This window comes from Pseudomonas salmasensis (assembly GCF_014268375.2).
Classification (GTDB): domain Bacteria; phylum Pseudomonadota; class Gammaproteobacteria; order Pseudomonadales; family Pseudomonadaceae; genus Aquipseudomonas; species Aquipseudomonas salmasensis.
Genome location: NZ_CP077083.1, coordinates 2,594,722 through 2,613,763, shown reverse-complemented (window position 1 = coordinate 2,613,763; position 19,042 = coordinate 2,594,722). Strand labels below are relative to the sequence as shown.

17 protein-coding genes and 2 tRNA genes are annotated in these 19,042 nt (G+C 58.1%); 18 read left to right on the top strand and 1 reads right to left on the bottom strand.

The window, feature by feature from the left end; translation table 11 throughout:
* The first annotated feature begins 48 nt into the window (after positions 1-48).
* The 4 genes from carA to HU731_RS11505 all read left to right on the top strand — a co-directional run bounded on the left by carA (position 49) and on the right by HU731_RS11505 (position 5,424).
* Positions 49-1,185: a glutamine-hydrolyzing carbamoyl-phosphate synthase small subunit gene (carA, locus tag HU731_RS11520; RefSeq protein ID WP_003194208.1), complete on the top strand. Its 1,137-nt coding sequence runs from the start codon at positions 49-51 to the stop codon at positions 1,183-1,185.
* Between the two features lie 105 nt (positions 1,186-1,290).
* On the top strand, positions 1,291-4,512 hold the full coding sequence (gene carB / locus HU731_RS11515) for a carbamoyl-phosphate synthase large subunit (RefSeq protein WP_003194205.1): 3,222 nt from the start codon (positions 1,291-1,293) through the stop codon (positions 4,510-4,512).
* Positions 4,513-4,514: 2 nt separating this feature from the next.
* A complete protein-coding gene (greA, locus tag HU731_RS11510; protein ID WP_032873232.1) occupies positions 4,515-4,991 on the top strand; it encodes a transcription elongation factor GreA in 477 nt (158 codons plus the stop codon).
* A 28-nt stretch (positions 4,992-5,019) separates the two neighbouring features.
* Positions 5,020-5,424 (top strand): hypothetical protein, encoded by a 405-nt coding sequence (locus tag HU731_RS11505; RefSeq protein WP_044268600.1) that lies wholly within the window; start codon positions 5,020-5,022, stop codon positions 5,422-5,424.
* A 9-nt stretch (positions 5,425-5,433) separates the two neighbouring features.
* On the opposite strand, the gene HU731_RS11500 is transcribed toward HU731_RS11505, so the two are convergent.
* On the bottom strand, positions 5,434-5,742 hold the full coding sequence (locus HU731_RS11500; RefSeq protein ID WP_003176146.1) for a YhbY family RNA-binding protein: 309 nt from the start codon (positions 5,740-5,742) through the stop codon (positions 5,434-5,436).
* A 107-nt stretch (positions 5,743-5,849) separates the two neighbouring features.
* Between HU731_RS11500 and rlmE the strand changes: the two genes are divergently transcribed.
* The 14 genes from rlmE to rpsO all read left to right on the top strand — a co-directional run bounded on the left by rlmE (position 5,850) and on the right by rpsO (position 18,850).
* Complete coding sequence (gene rlmE, locus HU731_RS11495) at positions 5,850-6,500, top strand: 23S rRNA (uridine(2552)-2'-O)-methyltransferase RlmE (protein WP_003194199.1); 651 nt, start codon at positions 5,850-5,852, stop codon at positions 6,498-6,500.
* Between the two features lie 200 nt (positions 6,501-6,700).
* Positions 6,701-8,611, top strand: a complete 1,911-nt coding sequence (ftsH, locus tag HU731_RS11490; RefSeq protein WP_032895273.1) for an ATP-dependent zinc metalloprotease FtsH — start codon at positions 6,701-6,703, stop codon at positions 8,609-8,611.
* An 8-nt stretch (positions 8,612-8,619) separates the two neighbouring features.
* Entirely contained in the window at positions 8,620-9,471 is an 852-nt protein-coding gene (gene folP / locus HU731_RS11485; RefSeq protein ID WP_186607181.1) for a dihydropteroate synthase, read from the top strand.
* A 16-nt stretch (positions 9,472-9,487) separates the two neighbouring features.
* The gene (glmM, locus tag HU731_RS11480; protein ID WP_186607182.1) at positions 9,488-10,825 is read left to right on the top strand and encodes a phosphoglucosamine mutase; all 1,338 of its coding nucleotides are present in this window, start codon (positions 9,488-9,490) and stop codon (positions 10,823-10,825) included.
* 66 nt (positions 10,826-10,891) lie between these two features.
* A complete protein-coding gene (gene tpiA, locus HU731_RS11475; protein WP_003194193.1) occupies positions 10,892-11,647 on the top strand; it encodes a triose-phosphate isomerase in 756 nt (251 codons plus the stop codon).
* 4 nt (positions 11,648-11,651) lie between these two features.
* Positions 11,652-12,035: a preprotein translocase subunit SecG gene (secG, locus tag HU731_RS11470; protein WP_186607183.1), complete on the top strand. Its 384-nt coding sequence runs from the start codon at positions 11,652-11,654 to the stop codon at positions 12,033-12,035.
* Positions 12,036-12,057: 22 nt separating this feature from the next.
* Positions 12,058-12,143: transfer RNA gene (locus HU731_RS11465), tRNA-Leu, on the top strand.
* A gap of 96 nt (positions 12,144-12,239) precedes the next feature.
* Positions 12,240-12,316: transfer RNA gene (locus HU731_RS11460), tRNA-Met, on the top strand.
* Positions 12,317-12,456: 140 nt separating this feature from the next.
* The gene (gene rimP, locus HU731_RS11455) at positions 12,457-12,915 is read left to right on the top strand and encodes a ribosome maturation factor RimP (RefSeq protein WP_186607205.1); all 459 of its coding nucleotides are present in this window, start codon (positions 12,457-12,459) and stop codon (positions 12,913-12,915) included.
* A gap of 47 nt (positions 12,916-12,962) precedes the next feature.
* Positions 12,963-14,444 (top strand): transcription termination factor NusA, encoded by a 1,482-nt coding sequence (gene nusA / locus HU731_RS11450; RefSeq protein WP_003194187.1) that lies wholly within the window; start codon positions 12,963-12,965, stop codon positions 14,442-14,444.
* 27 nt (positions 14,445-14,471) lie between these two features.
* Entirely contained in the window at positions 14,472-16,988 is a 2,517-nt protein-coding gene (gene infB / locus HU731_RS11445; RefSeq protein ID WP_186607184.1) for a translation initiation factor IF-2, read from the top strand.
* Positions 16,989-17,147: 159 nt separating this feature from the next.
* Complete coding sequence (gene rbfA / locus HU731_RS11440) at positions 17,148-17,543, top strand: 30S ribosome-binding factor RbfA (protein WP_044268596.1); 396 nt, start codon at positions 17,148-17,150, stop codon at positions 17,541-17,543.
* A 3-nt stretch (positions 17,544-17,546) separates the two neighbouring features.
* A complete protein-coding gene (truB, locus tag HU731_RS11435) occupies positions 17,547-18,464 on the top strand; it encodes a tRNA pseudouridine(55) synthase TruB (RefSeq protein WP_016976825.1) in 918 nt (305 codons plus the stop codon).
* A gap of 116 nt (positions 18,465-18,580) precedes the next feature.
* Positions 18,581-18,850 carry a 30S ribosomal protein S15 gene (rpsO, locus tag HU731_RS11430; RefSeq protein WP_003177875.1) on the top strand — a complete coding sequence of 90 codons (270 nt, stop codon included), beginning with the start codon at positions 18,581-18,583 and terminating at the stop codon, positions 18,848-18,850.
* The last annotated feature ends 192 nt before the right edge of the window (positions 18,851-19,042 follow it).

Below are 19,042 nucleotides of genomic sequence, written 5' to 3'. Positions count from 1 at the left end.
TTTACAACCTGCGATCGCCCTTTCAGGCTTTATTTACGGGAGGTCTTCTTGACTAAGCCAGCCATACTCGCCCTTGCTGATGGCAGCATTTTTCGCGGCGAAGCCATTGGAGCCGACGGTCAAACCGTTGGAGAGGTGGTGTTCAACACCGCCATGACCGGCTATCAGGAAATCCTTACCGATCCTTCCTACGCCCAACAGATCGTTACCCTGACCTATCCGCACATCGGCAACACCGGTACTACCCCGGAAGATGTCGAGTCTGATCGTGTCTGGTCGGCGGGCCTGGTGATTCGTGACCTGCCACTGGTTGCGAGCAACTGGCGTAACACGATGTCGCTGTCCGATTACCTGAAAGCCAACAACGTTGTGGCGATCGCCGGTATCGATACGCGCCGCCTCACGCGCATCCTGCGTGAAAAAGGCTCGCAGAACGGCTGCATCATGGTCGGTGACAATATTTCTGAAGAAGCGGCGATTGCCGCAGCGCAAGGCTTCCCTGGCCTGAAAGGCATGGACCTGGCGAAAGTCGTCAGCGTCAAAGAGAAATACGAGTGGCGTTCCACTGTGTGGGATCTGAAGACCGACAGCCACGCGACTATCGAGGCTGCCGATCTGCCTTACCACGTGGTCGCCTATGACTACGGCGTCAAGTACAACATCCTGCGCATGCTGGTCGAACGCGGTTGCCGCGTGACCGTGGTGCCTGCGCAAACCCCTGCCAGCGATGTGCTCGCGATGCAGCCGGACGGTGTGTTCCTGTCCAACGGCCCGGGTGACCCTGAGCCATGCGACTACGCTATCCAGGCCATCAAGGACGTACTGGAGACCGAGATTCCGGTGTTCGGTATCTGCCTTGGCCACCAGTTGCTGGCTTTGGCCTCCGGCGCCAAGACCCTGAAAATGGGCCACGGCCACCACGGTGCCAACCACCCGGTACAAGACCTGGACACTGGCGTTGTGATGATCACCAGCCAGAACCACGGTTTTGCAGTGGATGAAGCCTCGCTGCCGAGCAACGTGCGCGCCATTCACAAGTCGCTGTTCGACGGTTCCCTGCAGGGCATCGAGCGCACCGACAAGAGCGCGTTCAGCTTCCAGGGCCACCCTGAAGCCAGCCCGGGCCCGAACGACGTAGCGCCGCTGTTCGACCGTTTCATCAATGAGATGGCCAAGCGACGCTGACTGAGTGGCCTGCGGGCGGCCCCGGATTGCGGTGGCCCCCGCAGGCTCTTCAAAGATTGTTCAAGACGGCTTGCCGACTGACCTGCGGATTTGAGTGACAAACCCATGCCAAAACGTACAGACATAAAAAGCATCCTGATTCTCGGCGCTGGCCCGATCGTGATCGGCCAGGCCTGCGAATTCGACTACTCCGGCGCCCAGGCCTGTAAAGCCCTGCGCGAGGAGGGCTACCGCGTCATCCTGGTGAACTCCAACCCAGCCACCATCATGACCGACCCGGCCATGGCCGACGCCACCTACATCGAGCCGATCAAGTGGCAGACCGTTGCCAAGATCATCGAGAAAGAGCGCCCGGACGCACTGCTGCCAACCATGGGCGGCCAGACCGCTCTGAACTGCGCCCTGGACCTGGAGCGCGAAGGCGTCCTGGAAAAGTTCGGTGTAGAGATGATCGGTGCCAATGCCGACACCATCGACAAGGCTGAAGACCGTTCGCGTTTCGACAAGGCCATGAAGTCCATCGGCCTGGCGTGCCCGCGTTCCGGTATCGCCCACAGCATGGAAGAAGCCAACGCGGTCCTCGAGACCCTGGGCTTCCCGTGCATTATCCGTCCGTCCTTCACCATGGGCGGCACCGGCGGTGGTATCGCTTACAACCGCGAAGAGTTCGAAGAAATCTGCGCTCGTGGCCTGGACCTGTCGCCGACCAAAGAGCTGCTGATCGACGAATCCCTGATCGGCTGGAAAGAATATGAGATGGAGGTTGTCCGCGATAAGAAGGACAACTGCATCATCGTCTGCTCCATCGAAAACTTCGACCCGATGGGCGTGCACACCGGTGACTCGATCACCGTGGCGCCAGCACAGACCCTGACCGACAAGGAATACCAGATCCTGCGTAACGCCTCCCTGGCAGTACTGCGCGAGATCGGCGTTGAAACCGGCGGTTCCAACGTTCAGTTCGGCATCTGTCCGGACACCGGCCGCATGGTCGTGATCGAGATGAACCCACGTGTATCGCGTTCTTCGGCGCTGGCCTCGAAAGCGACCGGCTTCCCGATTGCGCGTATCGCTGCCAAGCTGGCTATCGGCTACACCCTGGACGAGCTGCAAAACGAAATCACCGGCGGCGCGATGCCGGCGTCTTTCGAGCCGTCTATCGACTACGTCGTGACCAAGCTGCCGCGCTTTGCCTTCGAGAAATTCGCCAAGGCGGATGCACGCCTGACCACCCAGATGAAGTCGGTCGGTGAAGTCATGGCAATCGGCCGCACGTTCCAGGAATCCCTGCAGAAAGCTCTGCGCGGCCTGGAAGTGGGTGTTTGCGGCCTGGACGAGAAGCTCGACCTGAGCAACCCGGAAAGCATGAGCATCCTCAAGCGCGAGCTGACCGTGCCGGGCGCCGAGCGTATCTGGTACGTGGCGGACGCCTTCCGTGCCGGCCTGAGCGTCGAAGATATCTTCGGCATGAACATGATCGACCCGTGGTTCCTGGTGCAGATCGAAGATCTGATCAAGGAAGAAGAGAAGGTCAAGACGCTGGGTCTGTCGTCTATCGACCGCGACCTGATGTTCCGCCTCAAGCGCAAAGGCTTCTCCGACCAGCGTCTGGCCAAGCTGCTGGGTGTGACCGAGAAGAACCTGCGTACTCATCGCCATAAGCTGGATATCTTCCCGGTCTACAAGCGCGTTGATACCTGCGCCGCAGAATTCGCCACCGACACGGCCTACATGTACTCCACCTATGAGGAAGAGTGCGAAGCCGCGCCGACGGGCCGCGACAAGATCATCATCCTGGGTGGCGGTCCGAACCGTATCGGCCAGGGCATCGAGTTCGACTATTGCTGCGTACACGCCGCCCTCGCCCTGCGCGAAGACGGGTACGAGACCATCATGGTCAACTGCAACCCGGAAACGGTTTCCACTGACTACGACACTTCCGACCGCCTGTACTTCGAGCCGGTAACCCTGGAAGACGTCTTGGAAATCTGCCGCGTCGAGAAGCCTAAAGGCGTGATCGTCCAGTACGGCGGCCAGACCCCGCTGAAGCTGGCGCGTGCCCTCGAAGCCGCTGGCGTGCCGATCATCGGTACCAGCCCGGATGCTATCGACCGTGCCGAAGACCGTGAGCGTTTCCAGCAAATGGTTGAGCGTCTGAACCTGCGTCAGCCGCCGAACGCCACCGTGCGCAGCGAAGACGAAGCCATTCGTGCGGCCAGCAAGATCGGCTACCCGCTGGTGGTGCGTCCGTCCTACGTGCTGGGCGGCCGGGCGATGGAAATCGTCTACGAAGAAGAAGAACTCAAGCGTTACCTGCGTGATGCGGTTAAAGTCTCCAACGACAGCCCGGTGCTGCTGGACCACTTCCTCAACTGCGCCATCGAAATGGACGTGGATGCGGTCTGCGACGGCACCGATGTAGTGATCGGCGCCATCATGCAGCACATCGAACAAGCCGGCGTTCACTCCGGTGACTCGGCCTGCTCGCTGCCGCCGTACTCGCTGCCGGCGCACATCCAGGACGAGATGCGTGAACAGGTCAAGAAAATGGCCCTGGAACTGGGCGTTGTCGGCCTGATGAACGTACAGTTGGCGCTGCAAGGCGAAGACATCTACGTCATTGAAGTCAACCCGCGTGCTTCGCGTACCGTACCGTTCGTGTCCAAGTGCATCGGTGTGTCCCTGGCCATGATCGCTGCGCGTGTGATGGCTGGTAAGACTCTGAAGGAAATCGGCTTTACCAAGGAAATCATTCCGAACTTCTACAGTGTGAAAGAGGCGGTGTTCCCATTCGCCAAATTCCCTGGCGTGGACCCGATCCTGGGCCCAGAGATGAAGTCCACCGGTGAAGTGATGGGCGTGGGCGATACCTTCGGTGAAGCGTTCGCCAAGGCCCAGATGGGCGCCAGCGAAGTGCTGCCGACCGGCGGTACTGCGTTTATCAGCGTGCGTGATGACGACAAGCCACTGGTTGCAGGGGTCGCCCGCGATCTGATCAACTTGGGCTTTGAAGTCGTGGCTACCGCCGGGACCGCCAAGCTGATCGAAGCTGCCGGCCTGAAAGTACGTCGCGTGAACAAGGTGACGGAAGGCCGTCCGCATGTGGTCGACATGATCAAGAATGACGAAGTCACCCTGATCATAAACACCACCGAAGGTCGCCAGTCGATCGCGGACTCCTATTCCATTCGTCGTAATGCCTTGCAGCACAAGATTTACTGCACCACTACCATTGCTGCTGGCGAAGCTATCTGTGAAGCGCTGAAGTTCGGTCCGGAAAAGACCGTGCGTCGCTTGCAGGATCTACACGCAGGATTGAAGGCATGAGCATAACCAAATACCCGATGACCGTTCAGGGCGCACGCGCCCTGGAAGAGGAACACGCCCATCTGACCAAGGTCGTACGTCCAAAGCTGAGCCAGGACATCGGTACGGCCCGCGAGCTGGGTGACCTGAAGGAAAACGCTGAATACCACGCTGCTCGCGAGCAGCAGGGTATGGTTGAGGCGCGGATTCGTGACATCGAAGGCCGTATGCAGAATGCCGTGATCATCGATGTCACCACCATCCCGCATACCGGCAAGGTGATTTTCGGTACGACCGTGGAAATCGCCAACGTCGAGACTGACGAAAGCGTGACCTACCAGATCGTGGGTGAGGATGAGGCTGACTTCAAGCAAGGCAAGATCTCTGTCGGCTCGCCGATTGCTCGTGCCTTGATTGCCAAGGAAGAAGGCGACGTCGTTGCCGTGAAAACGCCGAGCGGCGTCATCGAGTACGAGATTGTCGAAGTTCGTCACATCTGAAAGACGGCGCCCGCTGCGTGCGGGCGCCATGCTTTGGCAGCTCTCTCAGATGCTTTGGGTGGGCGGCCTATGGCTGTTACATATTGGTGTATTGCCGGCGTTGGGCCTGATTGGCCTGGCGCCGCTGCTGATCGATGAGATCGACGGATTGCTGAGTGCGCTGCTGGTGAGTTTTGCGGCGGCGTGCGTGCTGCTTCAGGTGTTGGTGCTGGTCAAGGCTGAAGGCCTGAAGAGTTTGTGGCGGGATATTCGCGGGCAACTGCTGTTGATGGCGCTGTATGCATGCGCAATGTTTTGCGTGGTGCATGTGTGGTTGCCGCAAGCGTTGCGCTGGCAGTTATTCAGCTATCTTGTGCTAGGGTTCTCTGGCCTGGTGCTGGTTATGCAGCCTGCGCCGGGATGGAGTGGCGGGGCGCGCGAAGCACGCCCTTGACCCTTTTCATCATTTGAAGCGATGAACGTTCGACAGTTGCTTGTTGACGCTGAAGTTCTTGCGATACAGCAGCGCCATCTTGCCGATGACCTGAACCAGGTCCGCTTTGCCCACCTTGCACAGTTCTGCAACGGCGGCCAGGCGCGCTTCGCGATCAAGGATGTTGACCTTGATCTTGATCAGTTCGTGATCGTTCAGTGCGCGCTCGAATTCGGCTAGCACACCCTCAGTCAAACCGTTGTCTGCCACAATCAGAACTGGTTTCAGATGGTGGCCAATGGATTTGTACTGTTTCTTCTGCTCTTGAGTGAGCGGCATAATCTGACCCCTGCGTCTGATCTTGTAAAAAGCGGCGGCCAGTTTACCCGAGCGAGTCCGGGACCGCCCAGTTAATCACGACCCGTTTTATTTTTTCGAGGTGGCCCGTGGCCCGTTCCAAAACCAGCCTTAAGTGGCTACAAGAACATTTCAACGACCCTTACGTCAAAAAGGCGCAAAAGGACGGCTATCGTTCCCGGGCCAGCTACAAGCTGCTGGAGATCCAGGACAAGGACAAATTGATCCGTCCAGGCATGAGCGTTATCGATCTCGGCGCGGCCCCCGGTGGCTGGTCCCAGGTGACCAGTCGTCTGATTGGTGGGCAAGGCCGATTGATCGCTTCGGACATCCTCGAGATGGACAGCATCCCGGACGTGACCTTTGTTCACGGCGATTTTACCGAGGACAAAGTATTGGCCGAGATCTTGGAGGCTGTGGGAAATTCGCAGGTAGACCTTGTGATTTCCGACATGGCCCCCAATATGAGTGGATTACCGGCTGTTGATATGCCGCGTGCCATGTTCCTGTGTGAACTGGCGCTGGATTTGGCAGGTCGGGTGTTACGTCCGGGTGGTGATTTCCTGGTGAAGGTGTTCCAGGGCGAAGGTTTCGACGAGTACCACAAGAACATTCGCAAGTTGTTCGACAAGGTACAGACCCGTAAGCCGGACTCTTCCCGTGACAGGTCCAGGGAGCAGTATCTGCTGTGCCGTGGGTACCGTGGCGTCGAAGGCGCGGCGAGCGAAGAGCGTTTTTGAGAAATTCGAGGGGGGCGATAGGTTTTTTTATATCGCTTTCGTCACGAAGCTTTACGAATATTGCGTAGTCAAAGTTTCACAAAGGGTTACAGACGGCGCCTGCCAGAGTTGTAGGTAATGTAGTAAGTTAGGCCGGTGAATATCATGCGAAGCGCGCGCCAGTAGCGGAGCTTGCTTCAGAGGGTAGTTAATTGAACGATATGGCAAAGAATCTGATCCTGTGGTTGATCATCGCGGCTGTCCTGGTGACGGTGATGAACAACTTCTCCAGCCCTAACGAGCCGCAGACCCTCAACTATTCCGACTTCATCCAGCAAGTTAAGGATGGCAAGGTCGAGCGCGTAGCGGTTGATGGCTACGTGATTACCGGTAAGCGCAACGATGGCGACAGCTTCAAGACCATTCGTCCTGCCATTCAGGACAACGGTCTCATCGGTGACCTGGTGGATAACAAGGTCGTTGTGGAAGGCAAGCAGCCTGAACAGCAAAGCATCTGGACCCAACTCCTGGTGGCCAGCTTCCCGATCCTGGTGATTATCGCCGTGTTCATGTTCTTCATGCGCCAGATGCAAGGTGGTGCGGGAGGCAAGGGCGGGCCGATGAGCTTCGGCAAGAGCAAGGCGCGCCTGCTCTCCGAAGATCAGGTGAAGACCACCCTGGCTGACGTTGCGGGTTGCGACGAAGCCAAGGAAGAAGTCGGTGAGTTGGTCGAGTTCCTGCGTGATCCGGGCAAGTTCCAGCGCCTGGGTGGTCGTATTCCTCGCGGTGTGCTGATGGTGGGCCCACCGGGTACCGGTAAAACCTTGCTGGCCAAGGCGATTGCCGGCGAAGCCAAGGTGCCTTTCTTCACGATTTCCGGTTCTGACTTTGTCGAGATGTTTGTCGGCGTCGGCGCCAGCCGTGTTCGCGATATGTTCGAGCAGGCCAAGAAGCACGCGCCATGCATCATCTTCATCGACGAAATCGATGCCGTTGGTCGCCATCGTGGCGCTGGCATGGGTGGCGGTCACGATGAGCGTGAGCAGACCCTCAACCAATTGCTGGTAGAGATGGATGGTTTCGAGATGAATGACGGCATTATCGTCATCGCCGCAACCAACCGTCCCGACGTTTTGGACCCTGCGTTGCTGCGTCCGGGCCGTTTCGACCGTCAGGTTGTGGTCGGCTTGCCAGACATTCGTGGCCGTGAGCAGATCCTGAAAGTACACATGCGCAAGGTGCCGATGGGTGACGACGTGGCTCCGGCTGTGATCGCCCGTGGTACTCCTGGCTTCTCCGGTGCTGACCTGGCAAACCTGGTCAACGAGGCGTCGCTGTTCGCTGCCCGTACTGGCAAGCGCATCGTTGAGATGAAAGAGTTCGAATTGGCGAAAGACAAGATCATGATGGGCGCCGAGCGCAAATCCATGGTTATGTCCGAGAAAGAGAAGCAGAACACCGCTTATCACGAGGCCGGTCACGCCATTGTAGGTCGCGTTGTGCCAGAGCATGACCCCGTCTACAAAGTGTCGATCATCCCCCGTGGTCGGGCACTGGGCGTGACCATGTTCCTGCCGGAAGAGGATCGTTACAGCCTCTCCAAGCGTGCGCTGATCAGCCAGATCTGCTCGCTGTATGGTGGCCGTATTGCTGAAGAGATGACCCTTGGCTTCGACGGTGTGACCACTGGCGCCTCCAACGACATCATGCGTGCCAGCCAGATCGCACGAAACATGGTGACCAAGTGGGGCTTGTCGGAAAAACTCGGCCCATTGATGTACGCCGAAGAAGAAGGCGAAGTGTTCCTCGGTCGTGGCGGCGGTGGGCAAAGCGCCAGCTTCTCGGGTGAGACAGCCAAGCTAATCGACTCCGAGGTTCGCAGCATCATTGACCAGTGCTACGGCACGGCCAAGCAGATCCTGACTGACAACCGTGACAAGCTGGACGCCATGGCTGATGCGTTGATGAAGTACGAAACCATCGATGCCGACCAGATCGATGACATCATGGCGGGCCGTGCGCCGCGTGAACCGCGCGACTGGGAAGGTGGTTCGGGTACTTCGGGCACTCCGCCTGTGGTGCAGAATGAGCGCCCTGAAACGCCTATCGGCGGCCCGGCAGCTGATCACTAAGGTTTGAAATGACTTCTGCTTTGTCCTCTACCCGGTTGCCTTGCGGCAACCGGGTTCTTGATTTGGCCCGGACGCATGTCATGGGCATCCTCAATGTAACCCCTGATTCCTTTTCCGATGGTGGCCGCTTCAGTCAGCTGGACGCCGCGTTGCGTCATGCCGAGGCGATGGTGGCTGTCGGTGCGACGTTGATTGATGTGGGAGGGGAATCGACCCGCCCAGGCGCTCGCGTGGTTTCTCCTTTGGAGGAGCTGGAGCGGGTGGCGCCGGTGGTTGAGCGTATTGCCCGTGAGCTGGATGTCATCATCTCGGTAGATACCTCCACCCCGGCAGTGATGCGCGAAACCGCGCGTTTGGGGGCTGGGTTGATCAACGATGTGCGTTCCTTGCAGCGCGACGGCGCCCTTGATGCGGCCGCTGCAACCGGCTTGCCTGTCTGCCTCATGCATATGCTGGGTGAGCCCGGCAACATGCAGGACAATCCGCATTACGACGACCTGGTTGGCGAGGTAAGTGGGTTTCTTGCTGAGAGGATTGCGCAGTGTGTGGCTGTGGGTATTGCGCCCGAGCAGATCATCCTCGATCCGGGGTTTGGCTTTGCCAAGACCCTGCAGCACAATCTAAGCCTGTTCAAGCACATGGAAGCCTTGCACGCCCTTGGTCGCCCGCTGTTGGTCGGGGTTTCGCGCAAGAGCATGATAGGGCTCGCCTTGAATCGCCCGGTCGGCGAACGCCTGTATGGCGGCCTGGCGCTTGCGGCGCTTGCTGTAACCAAGGGCGCACGTATTTTGCGTGTGCATGATGTCGCCGAAACGGTCGATGTGGTGCGCATGCTCGCTGCTGTAGAATCAGCCGAATAAGAATGATGGAGCACTTATGACTAAAAAATATTTTGGCACCGACGGCATTCGTGGTCGGGTCGGCGAATTTCCGATCACCCCTGATTTCATGCTCAAGCTGGGTTGGGCGGCAGGCATGGCGTTCCGCAGCATGGGCGCGTGTCGCATCCTGGTGGGCAAGGACACCCGTATTTCGGGCTACATGTTTGAGTCCGCGCTGGAGGCCGGCCTGTCCGCCGCCGGAGCCGATGTGATGCTACTGGGCCCTATGCCCACGCCGGCGATCGCTTACCTGACGCGTACCTTCCACGCTGAAGCCGGTATTGTGATCAGTGCTTCCCACAATCCTCATGATGACAATGGCATCAAGTTTTTCTCGGGCCAGGGTACCAAGCTGCCTGACGAAATCGAGTTGATGATCGAAGAGCTGCTGGATGCGCCGATGACGGTGGTTGAGTCCAGCAAGCTGGGCAAAGTGTCGCGCATTAACGACGCGTCAGGTCGCTATATCGAATTTTGTAAAAGCAGCGTTCCGAGCAGCACCAATTTTGCAGGCTTGAAGATTGTTGTCGATTGCGCCCATGGGGCGACCTACAAGGTGGCGCCGAGCGTCTTCAAGGAACTGGGTGCACAGGTCACCGTGCTGTCGGCTCAGCCCAACGGCTTGAACATCAACGACAACTGCGGTTCCACCCATATGGAGCAGCTGCAGGCTGCAGTGCTGGCTGAGCATGCGGACCTGGGCATCGCTTTTGACGGCGATGGCGACCGTGTGCTGATGGTGGATCACACCGGCACGATCGTGGATGGTGATGATCTGTTGTTCATCATTGCCCGCGACCTGCACGAGCGTAACAAGCTGCAAGGTGGCGTGGTCGGCACCCTGATGAGCAATCTCGGGCTTGAATTGGCGTTGGCAGAACTGGGGATTCCCTTTATTCGCGCCAATGTCGGTGACCGCTACGTGATCGCCGAGCTGCTGGAGCGTAACTGGTTGGTTGGCGGTGAGAATTCCGGGCATGTGGTCTGCTTCCAGCACGCCACCACGGGGGACGCTATCATCGCCGCGCTACAGGTGCTGTTGGCCCTGCGTCGCCGCGAGGAGAGCCTGGCCCAGGCGCGTCAAGCCCTGCGCAAGTGCCCGCAAGTGCTGCTCAATGTGCGTTTTGCCGGCGGCGAAAACCCCATCGAGCACCCTGCTGTCAAAGAGGCTTGCGAGCGCGTGACCCAGGCAATGGCGGGGCGCGGGCGTGTGTTGCTGCGTAAGTCCGGCACAGAGCCGCTGGTGCGTGTGATGGTCGAAGGCGAGGACGAAACACAGGTTCGCGGCCATGCCGAAGACCTGGCAAAACTGGTAACTGAAGTTTGCGCCTGAATTCGGCTTGCCAGTGGTGATGTGGTTGGGTAACATCTGCGCCCACTTTGACCGACGGGGTACAGCATGCGTCGCACTATGGTAGCTGGTAACTGGAAGATGCACGGTACCCGCGCCAGTGTCGCTGAGCTGATCAACGGCCTTCGTCACTTGGCCTTGCCTAGCGGTGTTGACGTCGCAGTGTTCCCGCCTTGCTTGCATATCAACCAAGTGGTTGATGGCTTGAAAGGCAAGTCGATTCAGGTCGGCGCGCAGAACTCTGCGGTGGAGCCGATGCAAGGTGCGTTGACCGGCGAGATATCGCCGAGTCAGCTGGTTGATGCGGGTTGTTCCTATGTGCTTGTCGGGCACTCCGAGCGTCGCCAGATGATGGGCGAGCGGGATGGGACACTCAACCGCAAGTTCGCCGCGGCACAGGCTTGTGGCTTGATTCCGGTGTTATGCATAGGGGAGACCCTCGAGCAGCGCGAATCGGGCAAGACTCTTGAAGTTGTCTCGCGTCAGCTGGGCAGCATCATCGAGGAGCTGGGTGTAGGTGCATTTGCAAAGGCAGTCATTGCTTACGAGCCGGTCTGGGCCATTGGCACCGGGCTGACTGCTACACCGCAACAGGCGCAGGATGTGCACGCAGCCATCCGCGCGCAGTTAGCGGCAGAGAATTCTGAAGTCGCACAAGGTGTGCGGCTTCTATACGGCGGCAGCGTGAAGGCGGCCAATGCGGTCGAACTGTTCGGCATGCCGGATATCGATGGGGGGCTCATTGGTGGAGCTTCCCTGAATGCAGATGAGTTCGGTGCGATCTGTCGCGCCGCGGGAAACTGAAAAAATGCTGGAAACAGTCGTAGTCGTTTTTCATCTGTTGGCTGCCCTGAGCGTAGTTGCTCTGGTTTTGTTGCAACAGGGTAAAGGTGCGGATGCTGGTGCGTCTTTCGGTGCAGGTGCTTCAAATACTGTGTTCGGAAGCCAAGGTTCCTCTACCTTTCTTAGTAAGTTTACTGCTATACTTGCCGCAGGTTTCTTCATAACCAGCTTAGGGTTAGGTTACTTTGCTAAAGAGAAAGCTCAAGTGCTGACTCAAGTAGGTTTGCCAAACCCAGCAGTGTTGGAAGTTCCAAAAGCAAAACCGGCTTCTGATGATGTCCCGGTGCTTCAAGAGCAAAAGTCGGCTACTCCAGCGACTGACGTACCTCCAGCTCAAGAGCAGAAGTAAGAAGGGTTGTAAGCGCTGTATTGCCGAGGTGGTGGAATTGGTAGACACGCAACCTTGAGGTGGTTGTGCCCATAGGGTGTAGGGGTTCGAGTCCCCTTCTCGGTACCAATTATCAGGAGAGCCCGCTGTTGCGGGCTTTCTTGTAGGTGGAAGGTTACATTGACCCTGTAAGGGATCGGTCGTATACTTCCGCCCCAGCTTTGTCGCGGGGTGGAGCAGTCTGGTAGCTCGTCGGGCTCATAACCCGAAGGTCGTCGGTTCAAATCCGGCCCCCGCAACCAGTTTTAGCGGAGCCCCTTTTAAGGGGCTTTTTGTTAGCTGGACACTTTCAACGCCGCTGTTCGACGGCGTTTCAAGGATGGGCGTTTCGCCCATTTTTTTATTTTGCACAGCATGCACATACATGCACGAGGGGGTTCAGGTGTCGAGCAAGCTAGAAGAGTTGCAGGCCTTGCTGGCCCCGGTGGTCGTGGCCCTAGGCTATGAATGCTGGGGTATTGAGTTTTCGGCTCAAGGTCGCCACTCAATGTTGCGCGTTTATATCGATAAAGAGGGCGGCGTGCTGGTGGACGATTGTGCCATTGTCAGCCGTCAGATCAGCGGTGTGCTGGATGTTGAAGATCCAATCTCCGCTGAATACACCCTTGAAGTTTCCTCGCCAGGCATGGAACGCCCACTGTTCACTCTCGAGCAGTTTGCTAAATATGCCGGTGAACAAGTGAAGATCAGGCTGCGCTCCCCCTTTGAAGGGCGACGCAACTTTCAGGGCCTTCTGCGCAGTGTAGAAGAGCAGGATGTCGTGGTGCAGGTAGAAGACCATGAGTTCCTGTTGCCGATCGATATGATCGACAAGGCCAACATTATTCCCAGTTTTGACTGAGACGCGGATCCCGCGGATCCAATGGCTTGCGAAAGGCGAGGCGTACGATGAGCAAAGAAGTACTGCTGGTTGTTGAGTCGGTATCCAATGAAAAGGGTGTACCGGCAAGCGTGATTTTTGAAGCGTTGGAGCTGGCCCTGGCCACTGCTACCAAGAAACGTTTTGAAGACGAAGTAGATCTGCGTGTGGAAATCAACCGCCACACCGGTGCCTATGAGACTTTCCGTCGCTGGACGGTGGTCGAAGAGGACGATCTTGATGATCCGGCCATCGAAACCTGGCCAAGCAAGGTTGCGCAAACGCATCCGGGCGCCCAGGTTGGCGATGTTGTCGAAGAAAAGATCGAGTCGATCGAATTCGGCCGTATTGCTGCACAGACCGCCAAGCAGGTCATCGTGCAGAAGGTTCGCGAAGCCGAGCGCGCTCAAGTCGTTGACGCCTATCGCGAACGCCTGGGTGAAATCATCTCCGGCACCGTGAAAAAAGTTACCCGCGACAACGTGATCGTCGACCTGGGCAACAACGCCGAAGCGTTGCTGGCCCGCGAAGACATCATCTCTCGCGAAACCTTCCGTGTCGGTGTGCGTTTGCGTGCGCTGCTCAAGGAAATCCGCACCGAGAACCGCGGCCCGCAGTTGATCCTGTCGCGTACCGCGCCGGAAATGCTGATCGAGCTGTTCCGTATCGAAGTGCCGGAAATCGCCGAAGGCCTGATCGAAGTGATGGCTGCGTCCCGTGACCCGGGTTCGCGTGCCAAGATCGCGGTCCGCTCCAAGGACAAACGCATCGACCCGCAAGGCGCTTGCATCGGTATGCGCGGTTCGCGCGTCCAGGCAGTGTCGGGCGAATTGGGCGGTGAGCGTGTGGACATCGTCCTGTGGGACGATAACCCGGCGCAGTTCGTGATCAACGCCATGTCGCCAGCTGAAGTGGCGGCAATTATCGTTGACGAAGATGCCCATGCAATGGACATCGCCGTTGGCGCAGACAATCTGGCTCAGGCCATTGGTCGTGGTGGTCAGAACGTGCGTCTGGCCAGCCAACTGACCGGCTGGACCCTGAACGTGATGACCGAATCGGACATCCAGGCTAAGCAGCAAGCTGAAACCGGTGACATCCTGCGCAACTTCATCGAAGAGTTGGAAGTCGATGAAGAACTGGCACAGGTGCTGGTAGATGAAGGCTTCACCAGCCTGGAAGAGATTGCCTACGTACCGTTGGAAGAAATGCTCAACATCGACGGCTTTGACGAGGATATCGTCAACGAGCTCCGCGCTCGGGCCAAGGATCGTTTGTTGACTAAAGCCATCGCTACTGAGGAAAAGCTGGCAGACGCCCATCCGGCCGAAGACCTGCTCTCGCTTGAGGGTATGGACAAGGATTTGGCGATGGAACTGGCGGTGCGCGGCGTAATTACCCGCGAAGACCTGGCCGAGCAGTCTATTGACGATCTGCTCGACATCGACGGCATTGACGAAGATCGTGCCGGCAAGTTGATCATGGCCGCCCGAGCCCATTGGTTCGAGTAATTAGGCGCGGCCTGAGGAGAGAAGTGCATGACGCAAGTCACGGTGAAACAACTGGCCGATGAGGTCAAAACACCGGTAGAGCGCCTGTTGCAGCAGATGCGTGAGGCAGGTCTGCCGCACACCGCCGCCGATGAAGGTGTGAGCGATAGTGAGAAGCAGTCTTTGCTGACTCACTTGAAGAGCAGCCACAAGGCGAAAGTGGAAGAACCGCGCAAGATTACATTGCAGCGCAAAACCACCAGCACCCTGCGGGTTGCGGGTAGCAAGAGCATCAGCGTTGAAGTACGCAAGAAGAAAGTCTTCGTACAGCGCAGCCCGGAAGAAATCGAAGCCGAGCGCAAACGCGAGCTGGAAGAACGTCGCGCAGTAGAAAATGCTGCACGTCAGAAGGCTGAAGAAGAAGCCAAGCGTCGCGCCGAAGAAGAAGCGCGTCGCCAGCCTGCTGCTGCGCAACCTGCTGCCACTGACGCGGTCGCCGCGCCTGTTGAAGCTGTGCGTGAGGCTGCCCCGGCTGCCGCCACACCTGCTCCTGCAGCAGACGCCCGCAAGCGCGACGAACCTCGTCGTCCGGACAAGCCACGTGCTGACGACAACAATCGTCGCGGTGGTGGTGGCGATGGCGAGCGTAAAAACGCTCCGCACCGCGCCTCGGTCAAAGAGAAAGCGCCTGCGCCACGTGTTGCCCCACGTACTACCGACGAAGAAAGCGATGGCTTCCGTCGTGGTGGTCGCGGCAAGGCCAAGCTGAAGAAGCGCAACGCCCACGGTTTCCAGAGCCCAACCGGCCCTGTCGTGCGTGAAGTGAAGATCGGCGAGACCATCACTGTGGGCGATCTGGCCCAGCAGATGTCGGTCAAGGCTGCTGAAATCATCAAGTTCATGTTCAAGCTGGGCACTCCAGCCACCATCAACCAGGTACTGGACCAGGAAACTGCCCAGTTGGTTGCTGAAGAGCTGGGCCACAAAGTGACCCTGGTCAGCGACACCGCCCTGGAAGATTCCCTGGCCGAGTCCCTGAAGTTTGAAGGTGAAGCGGTTTCCCGTGCGCCGGTTGTGACCGTAATGGGCCACGTTGACCACGGTAAGACTTCCCTGCTCGACTACATCCGTCGTGCCAAGGTTGCTGCGGGCGAAGCCGGCGGTATTACCCAGCACATCGGTGCATACCACGTTGAAACCGAGCGCGGCATGGTCACCTTCCTCGACACCCCAGGTCACGCCGCGTTTACCGCAATGCGTGCCCGTGGTGCCAAGGCGACCGACATCGTGATTCTGGTGGTTGCAGCGGACGACGGCGTAATGCCGCAGACCATTGAAGCTGTCCAGCACGCCAAGGCTGCCGGTGTTCCTCTGGTTGTTGCCGTGAACAAAATCGACAAGCCGGGCGCTGATCTCGATCGCATCCGTAGCGAACTGTCGGTTCACGGCGTGACGTCCGAGGAATGGGGTGGCGAGACGCCATTCGTATCGGTCTCGGCGAAAATGGGTACCGGCGTTGACGAGCTGCTCGAAGCAGTTCTGTTGCAAGCCGAAGTCCTGGAACTGACCGCTACTCCATCGGCTCCTGGCCGTGGCGTCGTGGTTGAGTCCCGTCTCGACAAGGGCCGTGGCCCGGTTGCCACCGTGCTGGTTCAAGACGGTACCCTGCGCCAAGGCGACATGGTACTGGTCGGTTCGAACTATGGCCGTGTACGTGCCATGCTCGACGAGAACGGCAAGCCAATCAAGGAAGCCGGTCCTGCTATCCCGGTCGAGATTCTCGGCCTGGACGGTACGCCGGACGCTGGCGACGAGATGAGCGTAGTGGCTGACGAGAAGAAAGCCCGTGAAGTGGCTCTGTTCCGTCAAGGCAAGTTCCGCGAGGTCAAGCTGGCCCGTGCTCACGCCGGCAAGCTGGAAAACATCTTCGAGAACATGGGCCAGGAAGAGAAGAAGACGCTTAACATCGTCCTCAAGTCTGACGTTCGTGGTTCCCTCGAAGCGTTGAACGGCGCCTTGAACGGCCTGGGTAACGACGAAGTGCAAGTGCGCGTTGTCGGTGGCGGTGTCGGTGGTATCACCGAATCCGACGCCAACCTGGCACTGGCTTCCAACGCTGTACTGTTTGGCTTCAACGTGCGTGCCGATGCTGGCGCTCGCAAGATCGTCGAGCAGGAAGGCCTGGACATGCGTTACTACAACGTCATCTACGACATCATCGAAGACGTCAAGAAAGCCCTTACCGGCATGCTTGGCAGCGACGTTCGGGAGAACATCCTGGGTATCGCCGAGGTGCGTGACGTGTTCCGCTCGCCGAAATTCGGTGCGATCGCCGGCTGTATGGTGGTTGAAGGTACTGTGTACCGTAACCGTCCAATCCGTGTACTGCGTGAAGACATCGTTATCTTCGAAGGCGAGCTGGAATCCCTGCGCCGCTTCAAGGATGACGCTGCCGAAGTACGTGCCGGCATGGAATGCGGTATCGGCGTCAAGAGCTACAACGACGTCAAGGTTGGCGACAAGATCGAAGTCTTCGAGAAGGTTCAGGTTGCTCGCAGCCTCTAACTCGCGCACTTCAGGAGCCGCGCAGCGTGTGGGCATGCAGATGCCCCGCGCAGCGTCAGGACTCTAAACGCAACGCCCGGTCTGGCTTTTGTCAGGCCGGGCGTTTGCCGCTTTCAGACCCCACGGGTTTCACCGTGTGGCAGTAACAGGTAACAAGACATGGCAAAAGAATACAGCCGTACCCAGCGTATCGGCGATCAGATGCAGCGTGAGCTGGCCCAACTGATCCGCCGCGAAGTCAAAGACCCACGCGTTGGCCTGGTCACCATTACCGCTGTTGAAGTGAGCCGTGACGTGGGTCACGCCAAGATCTTCATCACCGTGATGGGGCAGGACAGCAGCGAAGAAATCGCGCAAAGCATCAAGGTGCTCAACTCTGCTGCAGGTTTCCTGCGTATGCAGTTGGCCCGCGAAATGAAGCTGCGCAGCGTTCCGCAGTTGCACTTCCACTACGACGAAAGCGTCGTGCGTGGCGCGCACCTGTCGGCCCTGATCGAACGCGCCGTGGCTGAAGACAGCCAGCATCCGTCCACACCTGACGACGCCAAGGAGTAAGCGGTGGCTCAGGTCAAACGTATCCGTCGCAACGTCAGTGGCATCATTCTGCTCGATAAACCTATTGGCTTTACCTCCAATGCCGCGTTGCAGAAGGTTCGCTGGCTGCTCAATGCCGAGAAGGCCGGGCATACCGGCAGCCTTGATCCATTGGCCACCGGTGTATTGCCGTTGTGCTTTGGCGAGGCCACCAAGTTTTCGCAATACCTGCTGGATTCCGACAAGGGTTACGAAACCCTGATGCAACTGGGCAAGACCACCACCACGGCAGATGCCGAAGGTGATGTTTTGCAGGTTCGCGACGTGACCGTTGGTCGTGCGGATATCGAAGCTGCCTTACCCGGTTTTCGTGGGCAAATCAGTCAGATACCGCCGATGTACTCGGCACTCAAGCGCGATGGCCAGCCACTTTACAAGCTGGCACGTGCGGGCGAAGTAGTGGAGCGCGAACCGCGTTCTGTTACTATTGCGCGCTTGGAATTGCTTGCGTGTGAAGGCGACACTGCCCGTTTGGCCGTGGACTGCAGCAAAGGCACCTATATCCGTACCCTGGTGGAAGATATTGGTGAAAAGCTCGGTTGCGGCGCGTACGTTGCAGAACTGCGACGCACCCAGGCCGGGCCTTTCAGCCTGGCCCAGACGGTCACGCTGGAAGAGTTGGAAGCGGTACATGCCGAAGGCGGCAATGAAGCGGTTGATCGCTTCCTGATGCCATCGGACAGCGGTTTGCTCGATTGGCCGCTGCTGCACTTCTCGGAGCACAGCGCGTTCTACTGGCTCAACGGCCAGCCGGTACGCGCTCCGGATGCCCCGAAGTTCGGCATGGTGCGAGTACAGGATCATAACGGTCGCTTTATCGGTATCGGTGAAGTGAGCGAAGACGGGCGCATCGCGCCGCGTCGGCTGATTCGGTCAGAATGACCGAACGAGTGTGGCTGTTAACAGGCATGGTCAACACTCATTTTTAGATACAGGGATTTGTCCCTGGCCTGTTGAAACTGCCCTTTGGGTGGTTTCCTTAAAAAAAGGATTGCCTCATGGCTCTCGACGTTCAAGAAAAAGCACAAATCGTAGCTGACTATCAGCAAGCTGTTGGTGACACTGGTTCGCCAGAAGTGCAAGTTGCACTGCTGACCCACAACATCAACAAACTGCAAGGTCACTTCAAGGCCAACGGTAAAGACCACCACTCCCGTCGTGGTCTGATCCGCATGGTAAACCAGCGCCGTAAGCTGCTGGACTACCTGAAAGGCAAGGATCTGGGTCGTTATCAGACTCTGATCGGTCGCCTGGGTCTGCGTCGCTAATAAGCGATTGCGCTAGAGGTTGGTTGTCTGCCGCGTGTCATCGGGATTCCCGTTGGCCCGTGGTAGGCTCCCAGCCTCAAGTTTTATCTGGATACACGTTTTACCCTGGACGAGCGTCGGGCCGATTCCCGGCATTGCCCAAGAATTTCGCAAGAAGACAAGTTCCCCCAAGAGCCACAAAGAAGGTAGGAC